The organism is Mucilaginibacter sp., from assembly GCF_028287845.1.
Lineage (GTDB): Bacteria > Bacteroidota > Bacteroidia > Sphingobacteriales > Sphingobacteriaceae > Mucilaginibacter.
Genome location: NZ_JAQBOW010000035.1, coordinates 14187 through 37677, shown reverse-complemented (window position 1 = coordinate 37677; position 23491 = coordinate 14187). Strand labels below are relative to the sequence as shown.

The 23491-nt window shown below is 40.2% G+C and carries 26 protein-coding genes; 25 read left to right on the top strand and 1 reads right to left on the bottom strand.

Going from position 1 to position 23491, the window contains the following annotated elements; all coding sequences use genetic code 11:
• The first annotated feature begins 122 nt into the window (after window positions 1-122).
• The 21 genes from JWP71_RS03350 (at window position 123) to JWP71_RS03250 (ending at window position 17522) form a co-directional block, all read left to right on the top strand.
• Window positions 123-665 (top strand): NADH-quinone oxidoreductase subunit B, encoded by a 543-nt coding sequence (locus JWP71_RS03350; RefSeq protein ID WP_299497128.1) that lies wholly within the window; start codon window positions 123-125, stop codon window positions 663-665.
• Entirely contained in the window at window positions 665-1168 is a 504-nt protein-coding gene (locus JWP71_RS03345; RefSeq protein ID WP_299497126.1) for an NADH-quinone oxidoreductase subunit C, read from the top strand. Before JWP71_RS03350 ends, JWP71_RS03345 begins: the two co-directional genes overlap by 1 nt.
• A 3-nt stretch (window positions 1169-1171) precedes the next feature.
• A complete protein-coding gene (locus tag JWP71_RS03340) occupies window positions 1172-2383 on the top strand; it encodes an NADH-quinone oxidoreductase subunit D (protein ID WP_299497123.1) in 1212 nt (403 codons plus the stop codon).
• Window positions 2376-2900, top strand: a complete 525-nt coding sequence (locus JWP71_RS03335) for an NAD(P)H-dependent oxidoreductase subunit E (RefSeq protein WP_299497120.1) — start codon at window positions 2376-2378, stop codon at window positions 2898-2900. The genes JWP71_RS03340 and JWP71_RS03335 overlap by 8 nt, the downstream gene beginning before the upstream one ends.
• Window positions 2901-2911: 11 nt before the next feature.
• Window positions 2912-3091 (top strand): hypothetical protein, encoded by a 180-nt coding sequence (locus JWP71_RS03330; protein ID WP_299497118.1) that lies wholly within the window; start codon window positions 2912-2914, stop codon window positions 3089-3091.
• Window positions 3092-3096: 5 nt separating this feature from the next.
• Complete coding sequence (locus JWP71_RS03325; protein ID WP_299497115.1) at window positions 3097-3282, top strand: hypothetical protein; 186 nt, start codon at window positions 3097-3099, stop codon at window positions 3280-3282.
• A gap of 1 nt (window position 3283) precedes the next feature.
• Window positions 3284-4645: an NADH-quinone oxidoreductase subunit NuoF gene (gene nuoF / locus JWP71_RS03320; protein ID WP_299497112.1), complete on the top strand. Its 1362-nt coding sequence runs from the start codon at window positions 3284-3286 to the stop codon at window positions 4643-4645.
• Window positions 4646-4777: 132 nt separating this feature from the next.
• Window positions 4778-5773, top strand: coding sequence for a 2Fe-2S iron-sulfur cluster-binding protein (locus JWP71_RS03315; protein WP_299497109.1), 996 nt, complete (start codon window positions 4778-4780; stop codon window positions 5771-5773).
• Complete coding sequence (gene nuoH / locus JWP71_RS03310) at window positions 5773-6807, top strand: NADH-quinone oxidoreductase subunit NuoH (protein ID WP_299497107.1); 1035 nt, start codon at window positions 5773-5775, stop codon at window positions 6805-6807. The genes JWP71_RS03315 and nuoH overlap by 1 nt, the downstream gene beginning before the upstream one ends.
• 1 nt (window position 6808) lies before the next feature.
• Entirely contained in the window at window positions 6809-7306 is a 498-nt protein-coding gene (locus tag JWP71_RS03305) for an NADH-quinone oxidoreductase subunit I (protein ID WP_299497104.1), read from the top strand.
• 62 nt (window positions 7307-7368) lie between these two features.
• Complete coding sequence (locus JWP71_RS03300; RefSeq protein ID WP_299497101.1) at window positions 7369-7866, top strand: NADH-quinone oxidoreductase subunit J; 498 nt, start codon at window positions 7369-7371, stop codon at window positions 7864-7866.
• Window positions 7866-8195: an NADH-quinone oxidoreductase subunit NuoK gene (gene nuoK / locus JWP71_RS03295; RefSeq protein ID WP_299497098.1), complete on the top strand. Its 330-nt coding sequence runs from the start codon at window positions 7866-7868 to the stop codon at window positions 8193-8195. Before JWP71_RS03300 ends, nuoK begins: the two co-directional genes overlap by 1 nt.
• A gap of 99 nt (window positions 8196-8294) precedes the next feature.
• A complete protein-coding gene (gene nuoL / locus JWP71_RS03290; protein ID WP_299497095.1) occupies window positions 8295-10205 on the top strand; it encodes an NADH-quinone oxidoreductase subunit L in 1911 nt (636 codons plus the stop codon).
• Between the two features lies 1 nt (window position 10206).
• Window positions 10207-11655 carry an NADH-quinone oxidoreductase subunit M gene (locus JWP71_RS03285; protein WP_299497092.1) on the top strand — a complete coding sequence of 483 codons (1449 nt, stop codon included), beginning with the start codon at window positions 10207-10209 and terminating at the stop codon, window positions 11653-11655.
• An 8-nt stretch (window positions 11656-11663) separates the two neighbouring features.
• Window positions 11664-13043: an NADH-quinone oxidoreductase subunit N gene (locus JWP71_RS03280; protein WP_299497089.1), complete on the top strand. Its 1380-nt coding sequence runs from the start codon at window positions 11664-11666 to the stop codon at window positions 13041-13043.
• Between the two features lie 47 nt (window positions 13044-13090).
• Window positions 13091-13741 (top strand): VTT domain-containing protein, encoded by a 651-nt coding sequence (locus JWP71_RS03275; RefSeq protein WP_299497086.1) that lies wholly within the window; start codon window positions 13091-13093, stop codon window positions 13739-13741.
• 4 nt (window positions 13742-13745) lie between these two features.
• Complete coding sequence (locus tag JWP71_RS03270; protein WP_299497083.1) at window positions 13746-14291, top strand: inorganic diphosphatase; 546 nt, start codon at window positions 13746-13748, stop codon at window positions 14289-14291.
• Between the two features lie 7 nt (window positions 14292-14298).
• Entirely contained in the window at window positions 14299-15639 is a 1341-nt protein-coding gene (locus JWP71_RS03265) for a hemolysin family protein (protein WP_299497080.1), read from the top strand.
• Window positions 15640-15650: 11 nt separating this feature from the next.
• The gene (locus JWP71_RS03260; RefSeq protein WP_299497077.1) at window positions 15651-16358 is read left to right on the top strand and encodes a 16S rRNA (uracil(1498)-N(3))-methyltransferase; all 708 of its coding nucleotides are present in this window, start codon (window positions 15651-15653) and stop codon (window positions 16356-16358) included.
• Window positions 16359-17018 carry a DUF4159 domain-containing protein gene (locus JWP71_RS03255; protein WP_299497074.1) on the top strand — a complete coding sequence of 220 codons (660 nt, stop codon included), beginning with the start codon at window positions 16359-16361 and terminating at the stop codon, window positions 17016-17018.
• A 3-nt stretch (window positions 17019-17021) separates the two neighbouring features.
• Window positions 17022-17522 (top strand): acetyl-CoA carboxylase biotin carboxyl carrier protein subunit, encoded by a 501-nt coding sequence (locus JWP71_RS03250; protein ID WP_299497071.1) that lies wholly within the window; start codon window positions 17022-17024, stop codon window positions 17520-17522.
• 57 nt (window positions 17523-17579) lie between these two features.
• Here the strand turns inward: JWP71_RS03250 and JWP71_RS03245 are convergent, their stop codons facing one another.
• Window positions 17580-19148 carry an SUMF1/EgtB/PvdO family nonheme iron enzyme gene (locus JWP71_RS03245; RefSeq protein WP_299497069.1) on the bottom strand — a complete coding sequence of 523 codons (1569 nt, stop codon included), beginning with the start codon at window positions 19146-19148 and terminating at the stop codon, window positions 17580-17582.
• A gap of 222 nt (window positions 19149-19370) precedes the next feature.
• Here JWP71_RS03245 and porV point away from each other — a divergent pair, with 222 nt between their 5' ends.
• The 4 genes from porV to JWP71_RS03225 all read left to right on the top strand — a co-directional run bounded on the left by porV (window position 19371) and on the right by JWP71_RS03225 (window position 23347).
• The gene (porV, locus tag JWP71_RS03240) at window positions 19371-20537 is read left to right on the top strand and encodes a type IX secretion system outer membrane channel protein PorV (protein WP_299497067.1); all 1167 of its coding nucleotides are present in this window, start codon (window positions 19371-19373) and stop codon (window positions 20535-20537) included.
• Between the two features lies 1 nt (window position 20538).
• On the top strand, window positions 20539-21021 hold the full coding sequence (ispF, locus tag JWP71_RS03235) for a 2-C-methyl-D-erythritol 2,4-cyclodiphosphate synthase (protein WP_299497064.1): 483 nt from the start codon (window positions 20539-20541) through the stop codon (window positions 21019-21021).
• 142 nt (window positions 21022-21163) lie between these two features.
• Window positions 21164-22258: an AAA family ATPase gene (locus JWP71_RS03230; RefSeq protein WP_299497061.1), complete on the top strand. Its 1095-nt coding sequence runs from the start codon at window positions 21164-21166 to the stop codon at window positions 22256-22258.
• Between the two features lie 564 nt (window positions 22259-22822).
• Window positions 22823-23347, top strand: a complete 525-nt coding sequence (locus JWP71_RS03225; RefSeq protein WP_299497059.1) for an ester cyclase — start codon at window positions 22823-22825, stop codon at window positions 23345-23347.
• The last annotated feature ends 144 nt before the right edge of the window (window positions 23348-23491 follow it).

Genomic DNA, 23491 nt, shown 5'->3' with positions numbered 1-23491 from the left:
GGGTTGTTTAGAATAATTCTAAATATATTTCGTTAATTAATAGTGTACCCAAAGCAAGGTATTTTATCATAAATTTGCGTTTTCCATTAGTATTTGGATGAATATTTGTATTTATAGATTTCATGAGTGATATTCAAATAGTTGGTGCTCCTGCAGGTGTAGAGGGTTCAGGATTTTTCGCTACTTCGCTGGATAAAGCAGTAGGTTTGGCCCGTGCAAACTCATTATGGCCATTGCCATTTGCTACCTCATGCTGCGGAATAGAATTTATGGCCACTATGGCCTCACATTATGACTTGTCGAGATTTGGAGCCGAGCGTTTAAGCTTTTCGCCACGCCAGGCAGATCTTTTAATGGTTATGGGTACTATTGCTAAAAAAATGGGTCCGGTATTGCGCCAGGTATATCTGCAAATGGCCGAGCCGCGTTGGGTTATGGCTGTTGGCGCATGTGCCTCAAGCGGTGGCATATTTGATACCTATTCTGTTTTACAGGGTATAGATGAAATTATACCGGTTGATGTTTATGTGCCGGGATGTCCTCCCCGCCCTGAAGCTATAATTGATGGCTTTATGAATATACAAGAACTGGTAAAAACAGAATCAGTACGCAGGCGGAACGAACCACAGTACCAAAAATTATTAGCTTCATACGGCATACAGTAATGGGTAAGATAACTAACGAAGAGCTTTTAAAAAGTATCAACACAAAATTTGAAGGACAAGTTACGGTAGTTGGCGAGCCGTATGGCTTATTAACTTTAGAGACAAGTACTGATAAAATAATTGATATACTAAGCTATTTAAAAACAGACCCTAGCCTTCAGTTTATATATTTAACAGATATTACCGCCGTACATTATCCTGAACAGGAAAAATCCATCGGCGTTATTTATCATATACATAGCCTGGTAAATAATGTACGTATACGTATAAAAGTATTTATTGATGGCAATAATTGCCATATCCCTACAGCAACAACCCTATGGGAGGGAGCCAACTGGATGGAAAGAGAAACTTATGATTATTTCGGGGTGCTGTTTGACGGTCACCCGGATTTACGCAGAATATTAAATGTTGACGACATGACGGCTTTTCCAATGAGAAAAGAATTTCCGTTGGAGGATCCTAACCGTGTTGATAAAAAAGATTATTTTTTCGGAAGATAAAAGATGCAAAACCATCCGGTATATACAGATAATGACCCGCAGAACGAAAATTCTACACTAAACCTTGGCCCAACACATCCGGCCACGCATGGTGTGTTTCAAAACGTACTGCAGTTAGATGGAGAACGAATTGTAAGCGGCGTATCCACCATAGGTTACATACATCGTGCTTTCGAAAAAATTGCTGAACACAGGCCATTTTACCAGATAACCCCACTAACAGACCGTTTAAATTATTGCTCATCGCCCATAAATAACATGGGCTGGCACATGACGGTTGAAAAGCTATTAGGCATTACCACACCAAAGCGTGTAGATTATCTGCGTGTAATTGTAATGGAGCTTGCCCGTATATCAGACCACATTATTTGCAACGGTGTATTGGGTGTTGATACTGGCGCATTTACAGGTTTCCTGTATATGATGGAGCATCGCGAAGCTATTTATGAAATATATGAAGAGGTTTGCGGCTCGCGCTTAACAACAAACATTGGCCGTATAGGCGGTTTTGAGCGTAATTTTAATGCCATTGCCTTTAACAAGCTGCGCAAGTTTTTAAAAGACTTCCCGCCGGTATTAAAGGAATTTGAATCATTATTTAACCGTAACCGCATATTTGTTGATCGCACCAGGGGTGTGGCGGCTGTTACTGCCGAAGACGCATTAAACTTTAGCTGGAGCGGGCCGTTATTGCGCGCTGCAGGTGTAGATTATGATGTTAGGGCGATGGAGCCATACAGTTCATACGAAGATTTTGATTTTGAGGTGCCGGTTGGTGACAATGGCGACGTTTACAGCAGATTTTTGGTGCGTAACGAAGAAATGAAACAAAGCTTACGCATAATTGAGCAGGCTTTAGTGAAGCTGGAAAAAGAACCAACAGATATTTTCCATGCTGATGTACCCGAATTTTACCTGCCTCCGAAAGAGGAAGTTTATAATAATATGGAAGCCCTGATCTATCACTTTAAAATTGTGATGGGCGAAATACCTACCCCAAATACCGAAGTATACCACTCGGTAGAAGGCGCCAATGGTGAGTTAGGTTTTTACCTGGTAAACGATGGCGGACGCTCGCCATACCGTTTACATTTCCGCAGGCCAAGTTTTATTAATTACCAGATGTACGCCCCAATGAGTAAGGGTATGTTACTGTCTGACGCGATAATTAACATGAGTAGTTTAAACGTTATAGCCGGAGAATTAGATGCTTAGAGTTGAAGATACCGAACAAGTCCCGGTTGAATTTTCAACCACTTTAACAGCTCAGTTTGCTGATATAGTAAGCCGTTATCCTGAAGGAAAGCAAAAATCGGCACTATTGCCTATACTGCATCTGGTACAGGCCGAGTTTGGTTGGACAAGCCCCGCTGCAATGGATAATGTTGCCGGGTATTTGAAGCTGCAGCCTATTGAAGTTTATGAGGTTGCTTCTTTTTACAGCATGTATTTTTTGCGCCCGCAGGGTAAATATGTTTTAGAGGTTTGCCGTACCGGGCCATGCTGCCTGGTAGGTGCTGAAAAAATAATGGATCATATAGAGCAGCAATTAGGCGTAAAAGAAGGCGAAGTTACTGCCGACGGTTTATTTAGCTGGCGCGGAGTTGAATGCTTGGCTGCTTGCGGCTTTGCACCCGTTTTGCAGATAGGCCCTGAATATACTTTTTATGAAAAACTAACCAATGAATCTGTAGATCAATTGATAGCAGATTTAAAGGAAAAGGGGAAATAATTAATGATGGAATGGACAATGCAAATTTGATATTAGGAGATTCATTATTTGCATTAGGTTTAATTTTGGTATTTATAACAGGTGGATTAAAAGAGAATGGGATTATATTAATACCGCTGCTTATTGTAGGCTTTGCAAGCTGCGTAGTAAGACATATTAATTATTATAACGAAACCGGGAGATATTTTTAAAACGAATGATAACAAAAGGGATGCTAATATTTAGGGATATAACGTATGCGATACTGATCGTAGTTATATTATTACCGGTTAATCCCCTGGGACTGGCACCCTTAGCAAGAATATTGGTAACGGTTCTTGCCATTGGTGTACGTATATGGCAGCACGTTAATTACTATAAGCAAACGGGCAAAATTTATTAAAATGGGACGCAAATTACTTTTAGAACATATTAATGTACCCGGCATCAACACCTTTGATGTTTACCGCTCAAAAGGGGGGTATGCATCTGTTGAGAAGGCTTTAAAGACCATGTCGTCCGATGATGTGGTGGAAGAAGTTAAAAAGTCTGGCTTGCGTGGCCGTGGCGGCGCCGGTTTCCCTACCGGGATGAAGTGGAGCTTTCTGGCTAAGCCGGAAGGTGTGGCCCGTTACCTGGTTTGTAATGCCGACGAATCTGAACCGGGAACTTTTAAAGACCGTTACTTGATGACCTATATCCCCCATTTATTAATTGAGGGAATGATAGTTGGAAGCTATGCTTTGGGTGCTAAAACATCATTTATATACGTTCGCGGCGAAATGATGCCGCAAATACGCATACTTGAAAAAGCAATTGCCGAAGCTAAAGCAGCTGGGTTTTTAGGAAAAAATATATTAGGCAGTGGTTATGACCTGGAGCTATATGTACAACCCGGTGGTGGTGCATACATCTGCGGCGAAGAAACCGCGCTGTTAGAATCATTGGAAGGCAAACGTGGTAACCCACGTATTAAGCCGCCATTCCCGGCTATTGCTGGTTTGTATGGCTGCCCAACAGTGGTAAATAATGTTGAGTCAATTGCTGCCGTAGTACCTATAATTAACGAAGGTGGCGAGGAGTATGCAAAATTAGGCATTGGCCGCAGTACCGGTACAAAATTGATCTCGGCGGGAGGTAACGTTGCTAAACCGGGCGTGTACGAAATTGACCTGGGCCTACCTGTTGAAGAGTTTTTATATAGCGACGAATATTGCGGTGGTATAGCCAACGGTAAACGCTTAAAAGCGGTTGTTGCAGGTGGTTCATCCGTGCCAATCTTACCTGCTAATTTATTTATGAAAACTATAAATGGCGAGCCACGCCTGATGAGCTATGAATCATTATCAGACGGTGGCTTTGTTAGCGGCAGTATGATGGGCTCGGGTGGTTTTATCGCTTTTGATGAAGATCAGTGCATTGTGCGTAATACCTGGAACTTTGCCCGTTTTTATCACCATGAAAGCTGCGGACAATGTTCGCCTTGCCGTGAGGGGACCGGTTGGATGGAGAAAGTATTACACCGTTTAGAGAACGGTCATGGCAGCATGAGCGATATGGACCTGTTGGTTGATGTGTCTAAAAAAATTGAAGGAAATACAATTTGTCCGCTGGGTGACGCGGCAGCCTGGCCGGTGGCCAGTGCTATACGCCACTTTAGGGATGAGTTTGAATGGCATGTAACACACTCGAGTGAAGCTACGTCAAGAAATTACGGAATAGCGCATTATGCTGATCCGTTGCCTAAACCTGAGCCGGCGGCATAATAAAGAGAAGATTGTCATTCTGAGCGATAGCGAAGAATCTTCTACGAGCGATATCAGGGCGAACAAGATGTTTCGCTATCGCTCAACATGACAAAAAGGAATAAATAAAAATTTGACTAAGATAGCATGTCAATGAAAGTTACAATAGACGGAATAGCAGTAGAAGTACCAGATGGAACATCCATCCTAAACGCCGCGAGGATAATAGGTGGTGATATTGTGCCGCCTGCTATGTGCTATTATTCTAAACTGGCCGGTAGCGGTGGCAAATGCCGTACCTGTTTGGTAAAGGTAAGCAAGGGTTCTGAGAAAGATCCGCGCCCTATGCCTAAGCTGGTAGCATCGTGCCGTACCAATGTAATGGACGGTATGGAAGTGCAAAACATTACCTCGCCCGAAGTTATTGAAGCACGTAAAGGCGTGGTAGAGATGTTGTTAATCAATCACCCGTTGGATTGCCCTATATGCGATCAGGCTGGCGAATGCCAATTGCAGGATCTTGGCTTTGAGCACGGGGCTGTTAAAACCCGTTACGAATTTGACCGCCGCACATTTAATCGTATAGATATAGGCGATAAGATACAACTGCACATGACGCGTTGCATCCTTTGCTACCGTTGTGTATATGTTGCCGATCAGATTACCGACCACCGCATACATGGTATATTAAATAGGGGAGATCATTCAGAAATATCTACCTACATACAGGCAGCAGTTGATAATGATTTCTCCGGAAATGTTATCGATGTATGTCCGGTAGGTGCTTTAACAGACAGGACCTTCCGCTTTAAAAATCGTGTTTGGTTTACCAAGCCGGTTGAGGCGCACCGCGATTGCGATCACGAAAAGTGCAACGGTAAAGTAACCCTATGGTATAAAGGCGAAGATGTTTTACGTGTAACCGCACGCAAAGATGTTTATGGTGAAGTAGAAGATTTTATTTGCAACACCTGCCGCTTTGATAAAAAGAAAACTGCTGATTGGGTAATTGAAGGTCCGCGTAAAGTATCGCATCACTCGGTTATCAGCTCTAATCATTATGATTTTGTGCCATTGCCGGTTGTAAAAACCAACCCGGTATTGAAAGAGGCCAATAAAGAACAATTTGAACGCGAAACACGCTTATAATGGAACTAGCAGACATCATAGTAAAATTTGTATTGGTATTTATCATCTTCGCGATAAGCCTGGTGATAGCTATGTACTCTACCTATGCCGAGCGTAAGGTTGCGGCATTTTTTCAGGATAGGATAGGTCCTAACCGTGCCGGCCCGTGGGGTATACTACAACCCCTTGCCGATGGCGGTAAAATGTTTTTAAAAGAAGAAATTATCCCAACTAATGCCAGTGGCTTCCTGTTTATAGTAGGCCCGTCGTTAGCTATCATGACCGCCTGTATAGGTTCGGCAGTTATACCGTGGGGACAAAAATTAACCATCGGCTCGCATGTTATTGATTTGCAGGTTGCGGATATTAATGTGGGTATCCTATATGTATTCGGTGTAGTATCATTAGGCGTTTATGGCGTAATGATAGGCGGTTGGGCATCAAACAATAAATACTCTTTATTGGGCGCTATACGTGCGGCATCACAAAATATCAGCTATGAAATTTCAATGGGTTTATCCATCATAGCTTTATTAATGGTTACCGGCACTTTAAGCTTACGCGAAATTGCCGAGCAGCAGCACAGCTGGCATTGGAATGTGTTATACCAACCTATTGGCTTTATTTTGTTCCTGGTTTGTGCATTTGCCGAAACTAACCGTACACCGTTTGACTTGCCTGAGTGCGAAACAGAACTGGTTGGTGGCTACCATACAGAATACTCATCCATGAAATTGGGCTTTTATCTGTTTGCCGAATACATTAACATGTTCATATCATCAGCGGTAATGGTTACCTTGTATTGGGGTGGCTATAATTATCCTGGAATGGATTGGATGGCGGCACATACCGGCCCTGCTTTAGCACCGCTGATTGGTGTAGGGGTAATGTTCCTGAAGATATTTTTATTCATATTCTTCTTTATGTGGGTGCGCTGGACAATCCCGCGTTTCCGCTATGACCAGTTAATGGATTTGGGGTGGAAAGTTTTAATTCCTATTGCCATAGCCAATATCGTGGTTACAGGTATTGTTATTACTTTAATTAACAGATAAGATGGAACCGTTAAGTAATAAAAGAAAAGTAGTTGACAATAAGCCGTTAAATTTTTTAGAGCGTGCTTACCTGCCTGCAATTTTGCAAGGGCTGGCAATTACTATGAAGCATTTTTTCAGGAAGCCGGTTACTATTAGTTACCCGGAAGAGAAGCGCGAGTTTTCTGAAAACTTTCGTGGCATGCACTCGCTAAAGCGCGATGAGGATGGTAAAGAGCGTTGTACCGCCTGTGGCCTATGCGCATTATCATGCCCTGCCGAAGCAATCACTATGATAGCAGCCGAGCGTCAGCCGGGAGAAGAGAATTTATATCGCGAAGAAAAATATGCGGCAGTGTATGAAATAAACATGCTGCGCTGTATTTTTTGCGGCCTTTGTGAAGAAGCTTGTCCTAAAGAAGCTATTTATTTAGATGGCGACATAGTACCGGCAGATTATTTAAGAAAAGATTTTATATACGGCAAAGACAAATTAGTTGAGGCCCCGTTAAATCAATAAAGAAGTTTTATACCTTTGCCCATCCAATTTTTGGCGGTCAAAATGTTTTGTAATAGTTAACCATGAATATATTTTACTTCATCGCGTTTTTGTCCGTTTTTTTCGCCATCCTGGTAATTACGGCTAAAAATCCGGTGCATAGCATCCTTTACCTGATATTAACGTTTTTTACGTTCACTATCCATTACATTTTATTAAACGCCCAGTTTTTGGCCATTGTCAATTTTATAGTGTACCTGGGGGCCATCTTAGTGTTGTTTTTATACACGCTAATGCTGATGAATTTAAATAAAGAATCTGAACCCGTTAAAGCAAACTTTATTAAGATAGCTGCCGTTATTGGCGGCGGGTGTTTTTTAGTAACTATAGTAGCATCAATTAAAGCATTGGGTGCATCGCCCGCGGTGATACTTAAGGACCCTAGCCTGGGCCTGGTAAAAAACTTAGGAAAAGTATTGTTCAACGAATATTTATTGCCTTTTGAGGTATCATCAGTATTGCTGTTATCGGCAATGGTGGGTGCTGTTTTATTGGCTACTAAAGATCCAAAAACTGTATAATGGAAAACATAACAAATACCATACAGACCATACCGCTAAACGAGTATATTCTTTTAAGCGCTATCATTTTTTCAATAGGTGTTGTTGGGGTATTGATACGCCGCAATGCTATTGTGATTTTTATGTCTGTTGAGTTAATGCTAAACGCTGTAAATCTGTTATTAACAGCTTTCTCCGTTTATCATGGCGATGCCAGCGGGCAGGTATTTGTATTCTTTATTATGGCTTTAGCGGCGGCAGAGGTAGCGGTAGGGCTGGCCATAATTGTAATGGTATACCGCAACACCAACTCGATAGATATTAACGTGCTGAACAGATTGAAGTGGTAGCTCCACAACCCCCTGAAAGGGGAGTGTGAGGAACTAATAATATAAAAAGTAAAAAACCTTTGTTCCCCCTTTAGGGGGTTAGGGGACAGAATATATAATATGGATAAATACATCTGGCTTATTCCTTTATTACCGTTAGCCGGTTTCATTATTAACGGCATTGGCCGTAATACCCTATCAAAAGGCGTTATAGGCTTTATTGGCAGTTTGTTGGTATTAATTTCTTTCGGATTAAGTGTTGGCGCTTTTTTCCAGATCAAAGCTACGGGGCAACCTATTAATGTTGAGTTATTTAATTGGTTCAGCGTTGGTTCATTACAAGTTAACTTCTCCTTTTTGGTAGATCAGCTAAGTTCAATAATGTTGTTGATCATCACCGGCGTTGGCTTTTTAATTCATCTGTACTCTGTTGGCTATATGCATGATGATAATGGCTTTGGTAAGTTTTTCGCTTACTTAAACCTGTTTGTTTTCTTTATGCTGTTGCTGGTATTGGGTTCAAATTACCTGGTGATGTTTATAGGCTGGGAAGGAGTAGGTCTTTGCTCTTATTTACTCATCGGTTTCTGGTATACCAATCCAAGTTATGCAGATGCTGCAAAAAAAGCATTCATCATGAACCGTATTGGCGACTTAGGTTTCCTGATCGGCATATTTTTAATATTCAATACTTTCGGTAGTATAGCTTATGCTGATGTTTTTGGCAAAGCTGCCACTATGCATAGCGGCGACGCGCCATTTGTATTAATTACTTTATTGTTATTTGTTGGTGCTATAGGTAAATCGGCGCAACTACCGTTATTCACCTGGCTGCCAGACGCGATGGCCGGCCCAACCCCGGTATCGGCATTAATACATGCGGCAACCATGGTTACAGCAGGTGTTTATATGATAGCCCGCTCAAACATTTTATTTACGCTTGCGCCGGATACAATGGAAGTTATTGCCATTGTTGGTTTAGCAACGGCTTTATTCGCGGCCCTTATCGCGTTAACGCAAACAGACATTAAAAAGGTTTTGGCCTATTCAACCGTATCACAATTAGGGTATATGTTTTTAGGTTTAGGTGTGGGTGCATACACTGGGGCGTTTTTCCATGTGTTAACTCACGCATTCTTTAAAGCTTTATTATTCCTGGGTGCAGGTTCTGTAATTCACGCCATGGGCGGCGAGCAGGATATGCGCAAAATGGGCGGATTAAGCGGTAAAATTAAAATTACTTTTATTACCATGCTGGTTGGTACCATCGCTATTGCGGGTATACCTCCATTCTCGGGTTTCTTTTCGAAAGATGAAATTTTGGCTGCCGCCTTTGCACATAGCACAACGTTTTATGTAGTGGGAGTTATTACCGCTATGCTTACCTCTTTCTATATGTTCCGGATGATGTACCTTACTTTTTGGGGCAAATTCCGCGGAACCCATGAGCAGGAACATCACTTACATGAGTCGCCGCCGAGCATGACCATTCCATTGATCGTACTTGCTATATTATCAGCAATTGGCGGTATGATAGGGGTGCCTGCGGTAATGGGTGGCCACCATGAATTAGGTGCCTACCTTGCCCCGGTTTTTGAGGCATCGAATAAATTACTTGTAGCGCACGAGCTAAGCAGCAGTACCGAATGGTTGCTGATGGGCCTGTCTGTTGGCGGTGCTTTAATTGCAATGGCTTATGCCTATATTCAATATGTTAAAAAGGCAAGCGTTCCTGTTTCTGACGAAGAAGAGCGCCCGGCGTTAACAAGCTTATCTTACAATAAATTTTATATAGATGAGCTGTATGATACATTGATACGTAAGCCACTGGATACGTTATCAGTATTCTTTTACAAGGTGGTTGACCGTTTGGGTATTGATGGTTTGGTAAACGGTTTAGGCAAAGGAGCGGTTGAATCAAGCAAGGGCTTGCGTTTACTGCAAACCGGTAATGTAGGGTTCTACATATTTATGATGGTGGTTGGCATTATTGCCATTTTACTATATAGTTTAAAAGCGTTTACAATATAAAATGACGGTTAGTATATTAATTTTTTTGCCGGTAATTGCGGCACTCGCAGTTCTCTTCTTTAAGAATGAAACAGCTAAACACGCGGCGTTATTTTTCTCTGTTATTGAGTTGGCAATAGCCGGTGTATTCTTGTCCAAATTTGTGCCCGATGCCAGTACACAGTTTATTGTTAATGTGCAATGGATATATAATTTCGGCATTTACTTTAATGCGGGCATAGATGGGATAAGCATGATAATGGTATTGCTTACTACATTACTGGTACCCATCATTATTTTAACTACCTATAAACATCAATACAGAAATGCACCTTCTTTTTATGCGTTGATATTATTTATGCAGGCTGGCCTGCTGGTAGTATTTACCGCGTTAGATGGCTTTTTATTCTACGTTGGCTGGGAAGCGGCATTGATACCTATCTATTTTATCTGCTCACTTTGGGGTGGCGAAAATCGCATACGTATTACCATTAAGTTCTTCATCTACACATTTGCCGGATCATTGTTTATGCTATTAGGCATCATCTATATGTATTTGCTAACTCCCGGCAAAACGTATGATCTGCATGCATTCTATAATAACCATTTATCTCCCGAAAATCAAAATATTGTATTCTGGGCATTCTTCCTGGCCTTTGCTATCAAGATGCCGCTATTTCCGTTCCATACCTGGCAGCCGGATACGTATACCGAATCACCAACTGCAGGTACTATGATGTTGTCTGGCATTATGCTTAAAATGGGTATTTATGGCGTAATCAGGTGGTTAATTCCTAACGCACCTGCAGGGTTATTACATTATCAAAACTTAGTTATTATACTGGCCGTAATTGGTATTGTATACGCATCCATCATCGCATTCACACAAGCCGATGGTAAGCGATTAGTAGCCTATTCATCTATTGCACACGTTGGCCTTATCGCCGCGGGTATATTTGCCTGGAACATGCAAGGCTTGCAAGGCGCCATGATACAAATGCTTAGCCATGGTATAAACGTAGTTGGTATGTTCTTTATATGGGATATCATCAGCACCCGTTTAAATACCCGGGATATTAGCCAATTAGGCGGTATTGCCAAAGGCGCCCCGCATTTTGCCATAGCGTTTTTAATTATTGTACTGGGTACAGTTGCCTTGCCGTTAACCAACGGCTTTATAGGCGAGTTTTTATTACTGAACAGTGTTTATCAATATAACATTTGGATAGCTGCTATTGCAGGCTTAACCATCATATTTGGCGCGGTATATATGCTACGCATGTATAAAAAGGTTATGCAGGGAGAAACTAATGAATTAACTGCTGTATTTGCAGATGTTCATGGTTCAGAAAAAATAGCTTTGGGCATTATTTGCGCGTTAATTATTGGCATTGGTATTTATCCACAGCCTATACTGCATATATCTGCCGCAGCAGTCGAAAATTTGGTACACACTATAAATATCAGATAAGTTTAATCATGAATACATTAATAGTCATATCTGTTTTACCTATAGTGCTTCTGTATTTAGGTTTGTATAAAATGCAAAAGGCGTTGCTGCCTGTTACTATAGTTGGCCTATTGGTTGCTTTAGGTTTGGCAGTGTCACAATGGGGAGAGAACCGCGTGCCCGAGTATCATGGCATGATGTTATTTAATAACTTCTCCATCGCTTTTTCATCAATAGCTATTATATCAACTATATTGATCCTGTTGCTTTCCAAAGGATATTTTGAGCGAATAAGCCAGCATATAGCAGAGTATTATGCTATTATCCTATTCTCGCTGGCCGGTGTAATCGTAATGGTTTCTTACTATAATTTAACTATGCTTTTTATCGGTATAGAAATTATGTCAGTAAGTTTATACATACTTGCCGGTATTAAAAAGAATGATTTTGCCTCGAACGAAGCTGCTCTGAAATACTTTTTGATGGGTGCTTTTTCAACCGGGTTCTTGTTGTTCGGTATTACTTTAGTTTATGGGTCTACCGGTTCATTTGGTTTAGATGGTATCCAAAGCTTTGTACTGGCCCATTCTTTTGGTGTAGACCCATTACTTTATACCGGGATAATATTAATTATTGTAGGCTTATGCTTTAAAGTAGGTGTGGCGCCGTTCCATTTCTGGACACCCGACGTTTATGAAGGTTCACCAACACTGATAACCGCGTTCATGTCCACCGTATCAAAAACGGCAAGCTTTGCCGCATTTTTGCGCTTGTTTGCAACTTGTTTTCCCGTATTTTATACTTTTTGGTTACCTGTATTGGTTATCATAGCCATTATAACTTTGTTTGTTGGTAACATAACCGCTTTATATCAGCAAAGTTTTAAGCGTATGCTGGCTTACTCAAGTATATCACATGCGGGCTATTTGCTGTTTGCTATTTTAGCTTTGGGTGCAAGCTCTGCTAATTCCATATTTATATATGCCAGCGCTTATTCTATCGCATCTATAATCGCTTTTGGCGCTTTAATATTGATACAGCAGGAAACAGGCAGTGATAGTTTTGAAAGTTTTAACGGCCTCGCCAGAAAAAACCCTTTCCTGGCATTTGTATTAACTGTGTCTATGTTGTCATTAGCGGGTATTCCGCTTACTGCCGGCTTTATAGGTAAGTTTTTTATGTTCAATACGGTATTGGCCCACTACCATACCGGTTTGGCAATAGTGGCTGTAATTAATGCTATCATAAGCATATTCTATTACTTTAGGGTTATTGTAGCTATGTATTTCCGCACAACAGAGCGTGCTCAAATAGTAGTACCTTCTTATTATATTTTTGTTTTCGGCTTTTCGGCCCTGGCAACTATTATAATCGGGGTGTATCCACAATTTATTACCAACCTTATTTAATATCTCAAAAGTTTAATTTAATATTTGTAGTTTTACAAATATAGTGAATGGAAAATTTTTGGGAACACCTGCAAAATTTAACGGACGCTCAATCCATTTTAAGCAAAGGAGGGTTTTACTTTTTGCTTATTGTAGTTTTTGCTGAAACAGGTCTGTTTTTTGGTTTTTTTTTACCGGGTGATTACTTATTATTCATGGCTGGCTTGTTATGTTCATCCGGGATGATAGATGTATCATTAGGTACATTGATGGTCTCTGTTATGGCAGCAGGCATCTTAGGCAGTTATACAGGCTACTGGTTTGGTTACCGTACGGGGCCAATGCTATTTAACAAAAATGATTCTTTGTTCTTTAAAAAGCGATATGTAATTATAGCCGAAGAGTTTTATGCAAAACACGGAGGCATGGCGTTAGTTTTAGGCAGATTTTTCCCAATAATCAGAACTTTTGCCCCTATCTTTGCGGGTGTTGTTAAAGTAGAGTTTAAAAAATTTACTATTTATAATTTTGCCGGTAGCATAACATGGGTAAGTACTTTTATTTTATCCGGGTATTTTTTAGGTAGAAAGTATCCGCAGTTGAAAGATTATTTACAGTATATCGTTTTTGGATTAATAATAGTTACAACAATTCCGCTGCTTTTTGCTTTCTTTAAAAAAAGATTAGTAAAGAGTGGCAAAACAAATAAATTAGAATAAAAAAATGAGTACACAACATCCCTGGCACCAGGTTTCACCGGGTGATAATATTCCTGAGATAGTAAATGCAATAATTGAGATCCCTAAAGGATCAAAAGCTAAATATGAAATTGATAAAGATTCTGGTTTATTAAAATTAGACCGTGTTTTATTTTCATCAGTAATGTATCCGGCCAACTATGGCTTTATCCCACAAACGTATTGCGACGATAAGGATCCGCTGGATATATTGGTTCTTTGCTCAATTGATGTGTTCCCTATGTCAATAATAGAAGCTAAAGTTATAGGGGTAATGCACATGGTTGATAATGGTGAGCAGGACGATAAAATTATCGCGGTAGCAAAAAATGATATGTCTGTTAATTATATTAACGACTTAAATGAATTGCCGCCACATGCCATGACAGAGATTGTAAGGTTTTTTAAAGATTACAAAGTACTGGAAGAAAAAAATGTGACAATTGAACACATGATGGGCAAGCAATACGCTCATAAAGTTATAGAAGAAAGTTTAGAGTTGTACCAGTCAACTTTTCCCGCGTACCAATAAATAATTAATGGACCCTGCTGATCATAATGTAAACGGTTACTATATTCTTCTTACCATATTTCTGGTGCTTTTAAATGGTTTCTTTGTTGCTGCCGAATTTGCCCTGGTTCGCGTTCGCGGTTCGCAAATTGAAATAAAAGCTAAATCCGGTAGCCGTATTGCAAAGGTTACCCGGGGCATTATGGCTAATTTAGATGGTTACCTGGCTGCCACACAATTAGGCATTACCATAGCTTCTCTTGGGTTGGGTGTAATAGGTGAAGAGGTTTTTACAAACGTAGTACTTCATTTATTTGATGCGCTGAACATAGTAGTTTCGGGTTTTATAATAACTACAAGTCGTGTAATTGCGTTTATTATTATTACTGTTTTAAGCATTGTTTTTGGTGAATTGGCGCCCAAAACGCTGGCTATACAAAGGTCTGTACGTACAGCGTTAGCTGTTTCGGCGCCATTACGCATCTTCTTTATTGTATTCAGGCCAATTATTTGGGTACTTAATAATTTTGCTAATTTTATTTTAAGGATAATAGGCATAAACGTTATCCCCGGTCATGAAGCCCACCATAGTTCAGAAGAACTGCAATATTTGTTGGAGCAAGGGAAAGAAACAGGCGCGCTTGATTCAAACGAGCATGAACTAATACAAAACGTATTTGAGTTTAATGAACGTGTAGTTAAGAATATTATGGTGCCGCGTACCAAAATATCGGGTATTGAAGTTAGCACGGGTAAAGATGAATTGCTGGATATATTAATAACCGAAGGCTACTCGCGCTTGCCGGTGTATGATGAGGTTATTGATAAGATAGTTGGAATAGTACATGCCAAGGATATTTTGCCGCTGCTTGCGCGGAACGAAGAAATTATTTTAAAAAATATTATACGCAAACCCTATTTTATACCAGAAACCAAGAAAATAAACGACCTGATGGCCGAATTGCAACAAATGCGTATCCAGATAGCTATTGTGTCTGACGAGTTTGGCGGCACAGCGGGTATGGTTACACTGGAGGATATTGTTGAAGAACTGGTGGGCGAGATACAAGACGAGTATGATGAAGAAAAGCCTATTGTTGAGATTTTAAACGACCGGGAATTTATTGTAAATGCGCTTGCGCCTATATACGACGTAAACGGCCACTTGCCGCATGACCTGCCCGAGGATGGCGATTTTGATACCGTATCCGGATGGTTGGGAGACATATTTGGTAAAATACCCGATGTGGGCGAACAAAAGGAATCAAACGGATATAACATCACCGTTTTGAAAAAATCCGATCAGAATATTGAATCAGTAAAACTGGAATTATTGCTAAATGAGGAAGATACAGTAGATTTACATTAATCTGCTTGCCAATGCATCTTTTTTACACACCTGATATTGCCCCCGCACATCCGCAATACTTTCTTAATGAAGAAGAGAGTAAACACGCCATACGCGTTTTACGATTAGAAGCCGGTGCCGAGGTGCAATTGATTGATGGCAGGGGAGGTTTGTACACTGCTACTATAAAAGATGCACACCCTAAAAGAACAATACTGCAAATTACCAATGTTATAACCCAATATAATAAGCGTAATCATTACCTGCATATAGCTATTGCCCCCACGAAAAATTTAGACAGGCTAGAGTGGTTCTTAGAAAAAGCTACCGAAATTGGAATAGACGAGATAACGTTGATCATCTGTCAGCGTTCTGAACGTAAGGAAGCAAAGACAGAGCGGTTAAATAAAATTATAACAGCAGCTATAAAGCAATCATTAAAAGCATATCATCCGGTTTTGAATGAGCCTGTGGTTTTAAATAAGTTTTTATCACAGCAGTTTGACGGGCAGAAGTTTATTGCGCATTGTGACGTTGGAGATAAGACCAGTTTAAAGGCTGAATTGGAAAAGCAAGGTAAATATTTAATAGTGATAGGCCCCGAAGGTGATTTTTCGCCTGCAGAAATTGATATGGCTTTGCAAAACGGATATAAAGCCATAACTTTAGGTGAAAGCCGGTTAAGAACAGAAACCGCCGCTTTGGAAGCTTGTTTCGAAGTGAATTTTTTAAATCGCTAAATGAAGATATCTATTTATATAGTCGCCGCTGGCATACTGCTTTTTTTAAGCAGCTTTAACGCGCCAACCTATAAAATGGCTAAGCTTAAATATAATGGCGGCGGCGATTGGTATGGCGACCGCACAGCGCTGCCTAATTTGATAAAATTTTGCAATGAAAATTTAAAAACCAATTTCCAGGCAGAAGATGAAGTAGTAGAGCCGGGCAGCGCCGAGCTATTTAATTATCCTTTTATTTTCATGACCGGGCACGGCAATGTTATCTTCTCTGACCAGGAAGCCGCTAACTTAAGGAAGTATTTAACAGGCGGAGGCTTTTTGCATATCGACGATAATTATGGGTTGGATAAATTTATTCGCCCGCAAATGAAAAAGGTTTTCCCGGAGCTTGATTTTGTGGAGTTGCCTGTTAATTATCCTATCTACCGTCAAAAATATCCTTTTCCTAATGGCCTGCCTAAAATACATGAGCATGATGGTAAGCGCGCGCAAGGATTTGGCTTGATTTATAAAGGGCGCCTGGTATGTTTTTACACCTATGAATGTGATCTGGGCAACGGTTGGGAAGATTATGGAACCTACGCCGGCGATACGCAGGAAAATCGCTTAAAAGCCTTAAAAATGGGCGCTAACCTTATTCAGTATATATTGACCCAGTAACTTATGTATCAATTAAAAGTAAATGATAAGTACAATTATACAATTGATCGGACCAGCAACGGGTTATTGATTAATACCAATCAGATAGATGCCGATATAAAACAATTAGGCTCTAATGCATGGCATATTATTGATCAGCTACGATCATACAATGCTGAGGTTGTAAGCTATGATAAAACTTTAAAGACTGCCGAAATACGGGTTAACAATAATATATACACCATCACTGCAAAAGATCAATTTGATATACTGCTTGAAAAAATGGGATTAAGTAGTTTAACCAATGCCAAAATAAGTGAGTTAAAAGCACCTATGCCCGGAATGGTATTAAAAGTGTTTGTTGAAGAAGGCGCTACTATACAAAAGGGCGATAACTTATTTGTACTTGAGGCCATGAAAATGGAAAATATTATTAAATCGCCAACTGATACTATAATCAAATCAGTTAAAATAAGGCCGGGGGACAAGGTGGAGAAAGGGCAGATACTACTACAATTTGCATAAAAAAAAGCGGTCCGAATTATTGGACCGCTTTTTTTTATGTGTTAATTATTAGGTTATTTATTTAGCTTTTTTAACTGCAAAATGTGGTTTGCCACCAGGGTGTATTTCGGGAGCGCCAACCAAATCCATCGCGCAACGGAACCCAACTTCGGCACTTGCATCATCCTCATTCATAAAACGGCGGGTGGCAGGGTTTAACCAGTAAGCCATATCGTTCCATGAACCACCTTTATAAACTTTCGAGTGGTCGCTCACTAAAGTAGTAGTGCCGTATAAACTGGTATTTACCGAATCTAAAGCGCCTCTTTGATCGGCATTGTATGCTTTACCTGCCAGTGGGTCTTTAGGAGTTGGAGCTGCTGCTTGTGCATTTTGTGAAGCTATTAACTCGGCATAGGTCATTTTTTTCTGTGCCTTAGCCGGATCTTTTATAGGGTGGCCATATTTATCTTTAGCATACATTCCGGTAGCCGGATTAGATAAACGCTTATCGGTAAATTGATTACCACGGAATGGGTTAAAATCATCAACATCCTCGAATGACATTTGGCGATAAGTATCTTGTACCCATTCGTTAACGTTGCCTGCCATTTGATATAAACCAAAATCATTAGGTACGTATGATCTTACCGGAGCAGTTATAATTGCTTTATCATTCAAATAACCGCCTACACCTGCATTATCACCTGCGCCACGTTTAAAGTTAGCTAAAATCAATCCACGTGTTGCTTTTTTAGCAGAACGTACGCCTAAGCCATTCCATGGATATATTTTACCGTCATTAATATTTTCAAATTGGGTATTGCCTGCATAAGCTAATGCTGCATATTCCCATTCTGCTTCGGTAGGTAAACGGTAAGCAGGTTTTAAAATACCATCTTCAATTATTGCAGGCCTAACAGCTTTTTTGGATCCGGCTGCAGGTTTTCCATTAAGGTCAGCCTTCATGCCTTTACCGTCAATACCAGGACCCCTAAATTGATTATTCAAATACATGTCTGTATTAAAAGGAGTTTTTTGCGCGTTTGCAGCTGTTGCATTTTTAGCGTTTTTTGCCCCCTTTGGATTTATTATAATATTTTGTTGTTGTAAAATAAATTCATTGGTACGGTCTGTGCGCCATTGGCAATAATCTTGCGCCTGGTCCCAGGTAACACCAACTACCGGGTAATCCTGAAATGCCGGGTGGCGTAAATAATTATCAACATACGGATCGTTATGAGACAAAGGCCTGCGCCATACTAATGTATCAGGCAAAGCATTGTAATACAATTCATGATCTGTAGGGAATGTAGCAGTTATCCAATGTAAATAATCAAGCCAATCCTGGTTAGAAACTTCGGTTTCGTCCATGTAAAAAGCCGGAATAGTTACTCTTTTACGTACATTATTATACTCAAAATTAACATCCTGATCTGCGCTGCCGCCTAATACAAAGGTACCGCCTTCAATTGCAACCAAACCCGGACCCGGTGACGGGTGCGTTTGTCTGAATTTTTGATAACCAAAGCTTTTATTATTATATGGTATACCAGTTTTTTGAGATCTTTCTGGTTTACTGCAGCTGCTTAACAATGTTCCGATACTCAATAGCACAAAAGCAGTATTAGTAAAAAGTATTTTCATATTTTTACAATTATATGTAGGTGTAAATTTATACATTTTTAAATAATATACTAGTCTTAAATTAGGGCATTGTTATAAATGTTAGCCTTAATGTTTCTTTAAACGGAAAAAGTACCCGATGAGTTACATTAACATCGTTTCAATTGAAAAAAACTTTCATGCGGCTATAAGCCGAGAACATAATAAGCCTATATTTATCAAATAAATAAAACCGATTGAACAATGAAGTTTTTTTACGCCAGAACTAACCTTTTATATATTATATTTCTGTTACCATCATTTGCACTTGCTCAATCCAGTACTAACGGAAGCAGTGCTAGTGCAATACCCACGGCAGTTCCTTTTTTAAACATATCGCCCGATTCACGGTCTGGTGCTATGGGCGACGCGGGTGTTGCTATATCGCCTGATGTAAATGCAAATTACTGGAACCCTTCAAAATTAGCTTTTATTGACAGTACCGGTAATAGTATTTCACTATCCTACAGCCCGTGGTTAAGGCATTTGGTGCCCGATGTTAGCTTATCATATCTTAGCTTTGCCCATAAATTAGATAGCAGAAACACCATTGGTGCTTCATTGCGTTATTTTAACCTGGGCTCTATACAACTGGTTGATAGCTACCAGAATAATCAGGGTACTTACAGACCCAATGAGTTATCATTAGACGCGTCATTTGCCCGTAAGTTTGGCGATGATTTTTCACTTGGCTTAACATTGCGTTATATCTATTCAAATTTATCCAGTCAATCATTTGCATCCGGTTCAACCCAGACTACTAAAGCCGGTAATGCTGTTGCTGCCGATGTTTCTATGTATCATAAAAAATCAATACAGGAGTTTGGTATGGATGCGTTATTTGCATACGGCGTAGATATTTCAAACATTGGCTCGAAGGTTAGTTATTCTACTACCGGCCCGGCTTACTTTTTACCAACTAATTTAAAAATTGGTTTTGCCAATACTTTAAATATCGACAGCGTAAACCAGTTTACTTTTACGTTCGACATTAATAAATTATTAGTTCCTACGCCGCCAATTAGAGATGCCAACGGTAATATTATTAGCGGTAAGGATGATAATGTTTCTGTACCGGCAGGTCTTTTTGGTTCGTTTAGCGATGCGCCGGGTGGGTTTAGTGAGGAGTTAAAAGAAATAGCATTTTCGCCGGGAGTTGAATATTGGTATGATCAGCAATTTGCCATAAGGGCAGGTTATTTTTATGAGAATCCTACTAAGGGCGGCCGCCAGTATTTAACAATGGGTGTAGGTTTAAAATACAATATTTACAGGTTTGATTTTTCGTACCTCGCCGCCAGTCAGCAAAATAGCCCGCTGGCAAATACGCTTAGATTTACTTTATCTTTGAATTTCGGAGGTAAAAAATAAAATGGGTAAGGTAAGAGTAGGTTTCGGCTTTGATGTACATCAATTAAAAGAACAACACCCGTTTATTTTAGGGGGCGTTAATTTAGCGCACCACGCCGGGGCCTTTGGTCATTCGGATGCGGATGTGTTATTGCATGCCATTTGCGATGCTTTGTTAGGCGCTGCGAATTTGCGCGATATTGGTTTCCATTTTTCAAATACTGATGAACGGTGGAAAGGTATTAGCAGCTTAATATTGTTGCAAAACGTAATGCAGCTTTTAAGAGAAAAAGGTTGGGAAATAGGCAATATCGATGCCATGGTTTGTTTGGAAGCACCCAAGATTAATCCGCATATACCGGCTATGAAAACTCATATAGCCGCTGCTGCCTCAATAAGCGAAGACGATATATCTATCAAAGCTACTACCAACGAGCAACTGGGCTTTATTGGCCGCGAAGAAGGTGTTGTAGCTTATGCCGTTTGTTTGATAGAAAAGGCGTGATATTGATTTATCCCGCCTGATTGTCCCAGGGACACGTGAATACACCTGGGACACCTGGGACAGTGAATGAGTAATTTAATTAAAGAATAAATTGTATTTTTAAAGAAAATTCTTTATTATTGTATAATTAAATTGTACAATTATGAATTCATTACGGCCGTCTTTTATTGAAGATATACGCCTGAAGGTGCAGGCTACCAGCAAACAACAACGACACAGAGCTGCCGAAAGATGCGAACTGCGCAAAAATCCTGATAATAATTTATTTAGGGTGAAGAGCGCCGACCAGTGGCTAAAAGATGAACACGGAAAACCGGCGGCCCGCCAGCTGATGGGAAGCCTTTGGTACGAGGATGAACTTTGTATATTATTTGCCGATACTAATTTGGGCAAATCTATCCTCGCTGTACAGTTAGGATATAGCCTGGGTAAACTGGATAATATTGAACCCTTTTGCTGTCAGTTGGATGAAGCGGTAAAGGTATTATATATTGATTTTGAACTGAGTGTAAAGCAATTTAAGACCCGTTATACCCATCCGCTATATGGTACGCACCACTTTGGTGATAATTTTTTTCGTGCAGAATTTAACCCTGCCGGGGATAATCCGATGTTGTATGATAAATATGATAGCTATATCCGCAACGAAATAGAAGCCACCATTAGTAGTACAAAGGCCAGGGTGCTTATTATTGATAATATTACGTGCATGGGTAATAGCACCGATTATGCCGGCAGCGCTATACCGCTTATGAAGAACCTAAAGGCGCTGAAAATTAAGCATAATCTAAGCGTGCTGGTGCTGGCCCATACGCCCAAGCGTAATCTGCATAAACCCATTACGGTGAATGACCTGCAGGGCAGTAAAATGTTGATAAACTTTGCAGATAGCGCGTTTGCCATAGGCCAAAGCCACGCCGATCCGGGCATACGCTATTTAAAACAAATAAAACAGCGTAACACAGCCAGCGATTACGATGCCGCGCATGTGTGCCTGTTCCGCATCAACAAACAACAAAGCTTTTTATGTTTTGAATTTTTAGGCTATGATATTGAACAAGCGCACCTGCAAAAGGCGGGTGAGGTGTTGAAAGATGAAATAATAGAACGCATTGAAGTACTTAGCCGGCAGGGTCTTTCGGTGCGGCAGGTAGCCGCGCACCTTAAAATAGGTTCATCCACAGTGGGCCGGGTGCTTAAAAAGATGAAGGAAAATATGGGTAATCCGTCTGCTTAGCGCGTGTATAAATCTATCATTATCACTTGTTAGTCCGGATTTTCAATCCCGGACTAAATTACGAGTGGATTTGCAATCCACATGCATAAAGCATTTCGGACTGGGATTACAAATCCCAATGTAATATAAGTCCGGGATTATAAATCCGGACTAACATAAAAGATTCTAAAAACATCTTTTTGTCATCCTGAACGTAGTGAAGGATCTTATTAAATAGATAAGTATAAGAGCAGTCATTTCGGATAAATTTGTTTACGTATAAGATTCTTCACTACGTTGGTACAAACAAGTGTGACCATTTTTTGCGGAGTATTATCCTACCATCCATCTTGTTGCTGACAGCATCAACAAAGGCAAAAGTGACAACACCAACAAAGGCAAAAGTCGGATTCGGAGTTCAATTCAAATTGTCAGTTTGCCAATAATTGCTAACATACATCAAGATCATTTCTTACCCTAAATCAAATACAAATAATTTATTTGGTATCAATTTTGTCTTGTCAATAACGACTAAATTTCAGAGAAATGAAAAATGTATTCATGGTCGTCGCCATAATTATAATCATGGTCGTCGCCACTGCTTTTCAAGGTAAAGCACAAACCAAACAGGAAATCGCAAACATGCGAAAAGAATTAAAACGCCTTACTGACGCTGATAAACTAATACAACAGCGCCTGATTAAATTTGACACCCTGGACTTCATTGTATTCAGTAGACAGCAATGGGTGCGCTTCCATGAAACCCACGGGAAAGACATCAGGGTTTACTGGCCTGATGGACATATGACCGTTGGACTGGCCAGGCACATTGAAGATATGAAAGCATTATTCGTGTATGCTCCGGATACCCATATATCAATACATCCAATCCGTTTCGGCTCGGGCAACTTCACCGCAGTAACAGGTCAATTTGAAGGTACTTTTACCAAGCCAATGCCAATCGGCAACGGTAAATTTATACAACCTACCGGTAAGAAATTTAATATTCCTATGGCTACCATCGGTATCTGGAAAGGCGGTATTATGATAGAAGAACATCTGTTTTGGGACAATAAAACCTATCTGGATCAGATCGGCTTAGGCAAATAATTTCAATATAAGATGGACCAAACAACCGCGGCAAAAAAATAGCCGACCTACAGGAAAGGTTGTGTGCGTCACTGCATAAAAAAATGTTCAATAATCGCTAAATTAGCTGAATTAATTAGCGGCTATGATATCAACGCTGTTTTT